This is a genomic window from Streptomyces sp. CB01580 (assembly GCF_001905795.1).
Taxonomy (GTDB): domain Bacteria; phylum Actinomycetota; class Actinomycetes; order Streptomycetales; family Streptomycetaceae; genus Streptomyces.
In genome coordinates this window covers 21,495-29,616 of record NZ_LIXJ01000001.1, presented here as the reverse complement: position 1 = coordinate 29,616, position 8,122 = coordinate 21,495, and the positions used below count along the sequence as shown (strand labels likewise).

Sequence of the window (8,122 nt, the reverse complement as noted above, 5' to 3'; positions counted from 1 at the left end):
AAGTCTTCATATCGGGGGCGTGAGCCCGTAGCTGTCCGGGGGCTACTGGCCAGTTGCATAATCTGTCCACCGAGTCGCCCGGACGACCGGAGAGTCGAGGGGGGAGCGCCATGGGGGAGACGGCTGAGCACCGGACGGTGCACCTCTGGTCGTTGGCCGAGGACGTCACCGTCGAGTCCGGTGACACCGAGGACCAGCTTGTGCTCACCGGCCGTTGGGGCGAGGAATGGGTCGACGGCGCCGACCCCGTCGTGCAGGCGGCGCTGCGCCGGATGGAGCTCGGGCCGATCCTGCTCGCCAATGTCGTTCCCGATCCGGACCGGGCCGATGCCGGTCTGCAGGCCGGACCGACCGAGCCCCACGGGCCACCGGGCGACGGTACCACCGACGGGAGCGGCGTCCTGGTGCTGCTGTCGGTTCTCGAACGGCTCAGTCACCTCGTCGTGCGCACTCTGGGCCTGGACGACCTCCGCGGGCCCCTGCTCTCGGTGACGCCGGTGTCCCGTCAGGCGTCCTTCGCGCTGCTGCGGCTCCCGGGCGGGCGGCTCATCTGGCTGCCGCGCGACATCACGCTCACCCTGCGGCCCGGCGCCTTCATCCTGGAGTCGCCCAGCTCCGCGCACCGAGTGGTGCTGCACCGCCCCGAGGCCGTGTGGGTGGTGGGGATGCTGGCCTGGCCGGCCACCCCGGACGACATATCGGCGGCGCTGCCGCTTCCGCCGTCGGTCACCGAGGACATCCTCGACTACCTGGCCGCGGCCTCCATGGCGGCGCCGGCCGACACGTCCGCCCTCCCGTTCCCCGACCCGGCCTGATTCGACCCGGGCTGCCCCGACCCGGCCTGCCCCGGACCGGGCCGAAGCGGAGGACCGGCCCCTACATCAGCCAGCCCGCTTCGCGGGCGATGCGGATGGCGTCCACCCGGTTGCGCGCGTTCAGCTTGGTCACGATGTTCGTCAGATAGTTCCTCACCGTCCCCGCCGACAGGTGCAGCTGTCGCGCGATCTCCTTCGCCTCGGCGCCGTCCGCGGTCAGACGCAGGACCTCGGTCTCCCGCTCCGTCAGCGGCGTCTCCGCGCCGCCCCAGGCGGCAAGCGCCAGCTGAGGGTCTATCACCCGCCTGCCCGCGGCCACCCGCCGCACGGCGTCGGCGAGTTCGCCGGGCGGGGCGTCCTTGAGCAGATAGCCGTCGACCTTGGTCGTCAGGGCCCGCCGCAGCGTACCCGGGCGGCCCATGCTGGTGAGGATCAACGTCCGGCAGTCCGGCAGCTCCTCGTGCAGCCGTGACGCCGCCGTCAGGCCGTCCATGCCCGGCAGATCGATGTCGATGACCGCCACGTCCGGGCCGTACTTGTGCGCCGCGGGCACGATCTCGTCGCCACGCTCCAGCTCGCACACCACCCGGAGGTCGTCCTCCAGGTTCAGCAGGGCGACCAGCGCCCCGCGCACCATGTTCATGTCCTCCGCGAGCAGTACGCGTATCGCCATGTTTTCCGCTCCCCCCGTGTCCACTGCACATAATCCCTCGCCGTTTCCGGGGGATGCCCCCGGGGCCGGGCACCGTTGAGCGGAGCGGCGGGGGCGAGTCGCGGCCTCGATGGCGACGAGGAGCGATTCCGGACAGCCACGGATTCTTGTGACTGCCGTCGATTTTATGTGAATGATGTGAAGCACGTGAAGTGATCGAGCCACTCCTCAACTGCGGCGTCCGTCCGTGGACTGCCGCCGCGTCGCTCCGGCGGCGCCGTCCGAACGTCCCTCGCCACCGTCGTATTCCGGCCGAATCCGGCGTCAGACGAAGAGCGGAACGGGGTTGAGGTCCTCGTAGGCGACGGCCTCCGACCGTCGCCCCAGCGCCACCGGCACGTCGTACAGCCGGCCCGGCGCGAACCGCGCCCAGAACGGCCGCAGGCCCGGAACGATCACTTTCACCACCGGGAGTCCGAGGTCCGGCCGCGTCTGGTCCAGGACCAGCAGCTCCATGCCGCGCGCACGCACCAGGTCGGTGATCGCGGCGATGTCGTCGAGCAGATCACCGCGCGGTGCGTAGCTCCAGTGCGCCGGGATACGGGCCGGTGCGGTCGGGTCGGGAGCCAGGTACGGCTCGCCGGCCGTCGTCGCCCGCCGCCACCACTCCAGCGGCTCCGGGTCGGTGATCCGGTAGCCGGTGTGGTCCGGCCGCGCGTCGCACACGGCCGGGAGCAGCTGCCCCATCTCCGTCAGGGCCCGGCGCGCCGCCAGCCGGGGATCGAAGTGCGCGCCGAAACCGAAGATCACGTCCTCGGCGGGCTTGTCGACGCGCCGGGACAGCGCCGCCACCACGGGAATGCCCAGGTCCGACGTGAGATCGAGCGCCCAGACCTCACGGTTCAGTCCGGCACAGCCCTCGCGGATCCGGTCCACGTACGGCTCGTCCCAGGCGTCCAGGTCGATGGCCGGCTGCCGGGTGCGGTTGTACCACCACAGGGCCACCGCGTCCCGCTCCACCAGCTCCAGGAACCCCTGGACCAGCGCGTCCTCCGGACTGCTGCCGGCTGCGTTGCCGTTGGAGTCGGCGGACAGCCCGTCCGTGCCCCACCCGTCGCCGTAGTACAGCATCGACGTCGGGAGCAGCCGCTGCCGCCCGGAGGTGAGCGACCACACGGGGGTCCACTCGGTGGGCCGGTCCACGTCGAACCGCTCGGGCACGTGACTGAGCCGCGACCCGGAGCTGTTCCAGCGGTCCCGGTCGCGGAACTGCCGCTCGTCGTAGAGCTGGCAGGCGTTGGGGTGCACCGCCGCGTCGCCCAGCGCGCGGAAGGTGTCGCGGACGACCGCCTCGTCGCCGTGCCGTGTGCCGCTGTACCGTTCCACCGCCTCGCACAGCGCGCTCACCCGGGCCTCGGTCCGCGTGACGCCCTTGCCGCCGCTGAGCGCGCGCAGCCCGGCCCGCAGTCCGGCCAGCGTCGACGAGCCCATGGCCAGGTTGTGCCCGGAGAGATAGGGGTGGACGAAGCCGGGGCTGTTCGGCGCCCGGCGGATCTCCTTGACGATCCCGGTGACCGGGTCGACCAGACCGCCGTACGCCGCCAGCATCTGATCGGGCGTCAGTGCCCGGTGGCCGCCCAGGTCCCGTTCCGCCTTCGGCCGGGAGACGGGGACGAACGGGGTGGACGCGCGCCGGGCGACGATCCCCGGGTCTCCGCATCCGGCGCACTGCGGAAGCCGGGTGACCGCGTGCTGCGCCGACCCCGACCGGAGCGTGCCGAGCGTGGTGACGGCGTCCTGCGCCGGATCGCGCACCCCGGCCAGCCACTTGGCGGACTCCAGCACCGCCAGATGCAGCCCGAGGGCGTAGCAGGAGGCGAGGGCGCCGAGCGGTCGCGGCGGTGGTCCGTCGATGCCCAGGGCCAGTTGGAGCGGCCGTTCGGAACGCCGGTGCCCGCGGAGCCGCACCGCCAGGCACGACCAGCAGGCGCCGCCCTCGGCCGGGCGGAACACCGGGCCGACCCACGGCTCCGCGCCGCCCGGACGCGCCAGCAGCCAGGGCAGGCCCCGCGCCCGGTGGGCGGCGTCGACGTCCCGCAGACGAGGGGTCAGGTAGTCGTCGCACAGCACGATCGCGAAGTCGGGGCCCGCCTCCGGGAGCGCGTAGGGCTTCCGGCTCGCGTCGCTCACCTCGGCGACGGTGAGCCCCGACTCCTCGCACGCCGCCCGCAGACGGCCGTGGTCCGCCGTGCCGGTCAGGTCCACGATCCGCACCCGTGCCCGTCCGGCCGCCGCCGCGGCGCGCGCCCCGTCCAGGCCGGCGAGGTCCCAGTAGGCCACGGTGCCGCGCGGGGCGGGGGGCCGCGCGCCGTCGGGGGCGAACCGGCGCAGCAGGCCCGCCCGTTCGAGAGCGGTGAGCGAGTCACGGGCCCCGTCGGCCCCGAGCCGAGCCGCCGCTTCCCGCAGGACGCCCGCCGCCGTGCGGCTGCCGTCCAGCAGCGGTGCGAGCACCTCCGCGTGCTCGCCGTGGAGCGCGGTCACACCGCGCTGGGACACCAGATAGACCGCCTCGCCGGGGACGACCGTGGGTTCGAGGTGGCCGGCGAAGCCCACCCGGATCCGGTCGTCCCCCGAGGCGGCCCAGAGGTCCTGTCCCTGGCCGACGGTCATGCCCCGAGCCGTGCCGACGGCGCGGGCTCACCCGTCGCGTCGGCGGCGGCCGGCCCGCTGCGGATGCAGATGGTGAACAATGCCTGGGCCTGGGCGCACGCGGCATCGAGATCCTCGATCACCAGGTGCGCAGCGGGCTTCTCAGCGAGCCTGGCACGGGAGGAGAACGTTTCCTTCATGGTGTTTCTTGTCCCTTCGTGGATCGCACGGCGTCGAGAGTTCGGGAGGCCGGCCCGTTTCCGGGTGAGGAGCGGACCGGCGTCACCCAACCGATTCTGCGAGGCTTGGCCGAGAACTTACAGTGCACGGATCATCTGCCGAGAGTGAACTCTTCACATGCCGGGGCCCTGTGCCTCAGGCCACCGAGTCCTCGGCGTACGGGTCGTCGTCCAGGTCCGGGAGCGGCCGCAGCAGCCGGGTGGGGGCCTCCGCCACCAGATGGAACGACCTGTCCGGCAGGCGTTCGACGCTCAGCCTGCCGGAGATGGCCTGCAGCCGCGCCGCCAAGTTCCCCAACCCGCTGCCACTGTGCGGGGAGACGTCGCGATAGGCGGGATCCACCCCGTCGTTGGTCATCGACAGCCGTACCCGGTCGCCCTCCTGCACGGCCTCCATCCGGCACGTCGTCGCCCGGGTGTGCCGCAGCAGATTGGTCACCGCCTCGCGCAGCACCGCCGCCAGCACGGTGTCCACCTGCTGGTCGACGGTGCCGAAGCGGATGTCCGTCTCCACCCGGACGTCGGCAGCCTCCAGCAGCGACTGCGCCGACCCCAGCTCCTGCTTCAGGGACATCGCCCGCAGCCCACTGGCCACCGCCCGCACATCGGCCAGCGACTGCCGCGAGATCTCCAGGAGTTCGCTGACCTCGTCCATCGCGCGCCGCGGATGCGTGGGCACCAGCCGGTGGATCAGCTCGCTCTTGAGCGTGATCGCGGAGAGACTGTAGCCCAGCAGATCGTGCAGGTCCCGGGCGAACCGCAGCCGCTCCTGCGTCACCGCCATCCGGCTGAGCTCGAGACGGGTGTCGTGCAGGGCGTGGACCAGCGCCGACAGCCGGGACAGCCCGAACACCACCAGACCGGTCAGCAGCGTCGACAGGGAGAGATAGAACATTTCCCGCAGCGGATAGCCGTCGGCGAGAGGCGGCAGCGACATCGACAGCCCGACCACGCCGTACGCGGGCCAGGCCACCCTCGGCGGCAGGAGCAGCAGCAGGGAACCGGCGAGGAACCCGGCCATCGCGCCCCACTGGGAGTGGAACAGCGCGAGCGGCAAATAGGTCAGCAGCGCCTGGGCGGAGAGCGTGAGTGCCTTCTGCCAGGTCGGCGCGAGATGGGCGTGCGCACTGGAGTGGCGCATCTGGAGCAGGAAGACGAGGAGCAGCGCCACCGCGCACGCGCCGAGCGACAGAGCCGTGTGCGCCGCGCTCGCGAGGTTGATCAGAGTGATGCTCAGATAGCCGAGCAAGGCCACCTTGAGGATCGTCCCGGCCAGGCGTGGTGCCGGCAGATCCGGCAGCGGCGAGAGCTTTCGCGCGCCGGGTCCGGTTCCGGCCCCTGGCCCCGCGGTGGTCCCTCCTTCTGCTGCTTCCCCGTTGTCCGCCCCGTTCGTGCCGGACGAGCGGCTGCCCCCCTGCTTCATGCGACCGTCCCGTTCATGCGCGGTCTGCGATCTTCGGTGGCGCTTCCCGCGAAGTCGTCGAACTCCAGTGCACATGCGAAGATCATAAGTGGTGCGGCGACGACGGGAATTCCCGGTCGTGAGGCCGGGCCGCGGCGGGCATGGGGGGTGATCCGCCGTCAGGAGGGCCCGGGGACGGTCTTCCGGTACGAGGACGACCCTCCGCCTGGAGGCCGCACGCAGCGGATGCCGCACGGTCCGGCCTCCGGCCGGACGACGGCAGTTCGACGAACGGCCCTGACCGCCCGAATCCGACGCGCGGTCAGGGCCGGCGCGACGTCGCGCTCCCGGAGCACGGAGTCGCGCCGGCCGTTCCCGGATCACCGCCGGTCGGACGTCCGGTGGGCTATCGCACGGCGGCCGACGAGCCGGCGGGCGTGCTGCGGATGCAGATGGTGAACAGCGCGACCGCGTCGTCCGACGCGCCGTCCAGGTCCTCGATCACCAGGGCGCCGAGCGCGCCGCGGACCGGTCCGGTCGCGGCGTCGGGGCGGAGTGCGGAGACATCGGAGAAGTTCATCGGGTGTTCCTTCCCTCTTGTTCGTCGGTGACTTCCAGGGCGTGTTGCGAAAGTGGCGTCGTCCGCCCGAAGGGCGGGGCCCGCGGCGTCCGGCGCGGTGCATCGCAAGGCGGAGGGTCGTCCTCGTACCGGGCGTACGTGGAAGATCCCGACAACGTGGCGAGGCGCCGTGCCGGGAGTCGCAGGCCGGACGGGACTTTCGCAACACGCCCTGGGTGCGGGGTGGTCGTACGAGGACGGGGCTCGCCTCACGGAACGGGCAGCGGGCCGCGGGACTTCACCCCCGGCGCGTGCGCGCCCGGCCCGGTCCGTGACGGCGCCGGGCGCGTACGCAGCCGGCCGCCGAGCAGCGCCATGCCGAGCGGAGTGACGGTGTGCAGGGCGCAGTTGCGCACGCGACGAGTGGTGATCAGCCCCGACTCCCGCAACACCGAGGCGTGTTGGCTGGCGGTTCCGGGGGAGATGCCGAGCCGGGCCGCGAGTTGACTCGTCGTGCAGGTGTCCGTCAGCTGCCGCAGCGCGGCCGCCCGGGTCTGTCCCACCAGGGCGCTGAGCGCCTGTTCGCCGCCGACCTCCTCCTCTTCGGGCAGCAGCGAGAACAGGGAGGTCACGTCCGACGGCATGCCGAAGACGAGAGCGGCCTGCCCGCTGTCCCGCTCGGTCCCGATGACGCGGCCCGCGACGCCCGTCAGGAACGCCGACGGCACCAGCAACAGGCCCCGCCCGCACAGATGGACGTCCCGGTCGGTGCGGTCGTGGATCTCCAGGACCGGCGGGTTCCACACGATCCTCGGGTGCAGCGTCGACAACAGCCGCTCGACCCCGCCCGTCATCGCGATCCTCCCGTGGGCGTCGCACTCGGTGTCCAGCCGCTGCTGCACCGAGTCCCACAGCGGGGCGACCCCGGCCCGCCAGACGCCGACGGCCAGCCGGACCGCCTCCGTCCGGGTCAGCGAGAGCGCGGCCAGCGCGGAGGCGTCCGCGTCCGGCGAGGAATCCAGCAGGAACAGCAGGTCGTCGGGGGCGTTCAACGACTGCAGCAGGGGGCCGAGCGGCTGGCTCAGAGAAGAACTCTCCCGTAGTCGGGCGGTGACCTCGGCGCGCCAGCCGGTGAGATCGGCGCTGCGGGACCTCGTGAGCGCGCCCAGAGCGAACACGCCCTCGGCCACCGGGCCGAGGGTGCTCTGCATTCGGGTGCGCGCGAGATCTGCGGCGGTGAAGTGGATTCTCTGCATCGAACGGCCCCCATGTCTTGTGGGACCCGGCTGCCCGGGCCCGGCGGCCGACTCCCCGCCCAGGCACGGAGACGGCGCCTCGTCCGGCCGCCGCCCCGGTCCCTACCGCACGACGCTCCACGGGCGTCGGACGGGCGGACCGGGGAAATGGGGTTCGATCGGCGGCCGAGGTCGGCGGATCGCGCCGCGGGGCGCCGTCTGCCGTCGTCCGGGGGGAAGTCGGAACACGAGTGACCGTGTCATGCGGCGGGCGGCGGCCGACAGTGCGACGCTCCCTGAACACCCATGACCGTCTCAGCGCGTGGATCATGAATTTTTCAGGTGCGCCAGTGCGACGGCCGTGATTGGCCGAATACGCACGCCTTCACCATGCCGCCCGAACGGCCGCTCACCGCAGGGCATTTGCCGTCGACAGAAACTGTGGTGAACGGGGGCCGATTGTGGCTACCTTGCGCCAGCAGGGGGGCCGGAGCCCCCTGCCGGAGGTTGGGTACGGCCCGTGACCTGCCGGAAAGCACGGCGCGCACGCCCGATGGCGAGGTCCCGCAGC

The 8,122-nt window shown here is 72.5% G+C and carries 7 protein-coding genes; 1 reads left to right on the top strand and 6 read right to left on the bottom strand.

Going from position 1 to position 8,122, the window contains the following annotated elements; translation table 11 throughout:
• Positions 1-110 precede the first annotated feature (110 nt).
• A complete protein-coding gene (locus tag AMK22_RS00085; RefSeq protein WP_073781121.1) occupies positions 111-815 on the top strand; it encodes a hypothetical protein in 705 nt (234 codons plus the stop codon).
• Between the two features lie 61 nt (positions 816-876).
• Here the strand turns inward: AMK22_RS00085 and AMK22_RS00080 are convergent, their stop codons facing one another.
• From AMK22_RS00080 to AMK22_RS00060, 6 genes are all read right to left on the bottom strand, one after another.
• Complete coding sequence (locus AMK22_RS00080; RefSeq protein WP_073781120.1) at positions 877-1,488, bottom strand: response regulator transcription factor; 612 nt, start codon at positions 1,486-1,488, stop codon at positions 877-879.
• Positions 1,489-1,791: 303 nt separating this feature from the next.
• Entirely contained in the window at positions 1,792-4,137 is a 2,346-nt protein-coding gene (locus AMK22_RS00075; protein ID WP_073781119.1) for a TOMM precursor leader peptide-binding protein, read from the bottom strand.
• Positions 4,134-4,316, bottom strand: coding sequence for a hypothetical protein (locus AMK22_RS00070; protein ID WP_073781118.1), 183 nt, complete (start codon positions 4,314-4,316; stop codon positions 4,134-4,136). Before AMK22_RS00070 ends, AMK22_RS00075 begins: the two co-directional genes overlap by 4 nt.
• Positions 4,317-4,491: 175 nt before the next feature.
• A complete protein-coding gene (locus AMK22_RS00065) occupies positions 4,492-5,778 on the bottom strand; it encodes a sensor histidine kinase (protein WP_073781117.1) in 1,287 nt (428 codons plus the stop codon).
• 385 nt (positions 5,779-6,163) lie between these two features.
• Positions 6,164-6,337: a hypothetical protein gene (locus AMK22_RS39355; protein WP_158072017.1), complete on the bottom strand. Its 174-nt coding sequence runs from the start codon at positions 6,335-6,337 to the stop codon at positions 6,164-6,166.
• A gap of 248 nt (positions 6,338-6,585) precedes the next feature.
• The gene (locus tag AMK22_RS00060; protein ID WP_079185829.1) at positions 6,586-7,572 is read right to left on the bottom strand and encodes a winged helix-turn-helix domain-containing protein; all 987 of its coding nucleotides are present in this window, start codon (positions 7,570-7,572) and stop codon (positions 6,586-6,588) included.
• Positions 7,573-8,122 lie beyond the last annotated feature (550 nt).

Excerpts from the sequence above, each read along its gene's own strand:
- AMK22_RS00085 (WP_073781121.1), top strand. The coding sequence starts at position 111 with ATGGGGGAGACGGCTGAGCACCGGACGGTGCACCTCTGGTCGTTGGCC.
- AMK22_RS00080 (WP_073781120.1), bottom strand. The coding sequence starts at position 1,488 with ATGGCGATACGCGTACTGCTCGCGGAGGACATGAACATGGTGCGCGGG.
- AMK22_RS00075 (WP_073781119.1), bottom strand. The coding sequence starts at position 4,137 with ATGACCGTCGGCCAGGGACAGGACCTCTGGGCCGCCTCGGGGGACGAC.
- AMK22_RS00070 (WP_073781118.1), bottom strand. The coding sequence starts at position 4,316 with ATGAAGGAAACGTTCTCCTCCCGTGCCAGGCTCGCTGAGAAGCCCGCT.
- AMK22_RS00065 (WP_073781117.1), bottom strand. The coding sequence starts at position 5,778 with ATGAAGCAGGGGGGCAGCCGCTCGTCCGGCACGAACGGGGCGGACAAC.
- AMK22_RS39355 (WP_158072017.1), bottom strand. The coding sequence starts at position 6,337 with ATGAACTTCTCCGATGTCTCCGCACTCCGCCCCGACGCCGCGACCGGA.
- AMK22_RS00060 (WP_079185829.1), bottom strand. The coding sequence starts at position 7,572 with ATGCAGAGAATCCACTTCACCGCCGCAGATCTCGCGCGCACCCGAATG.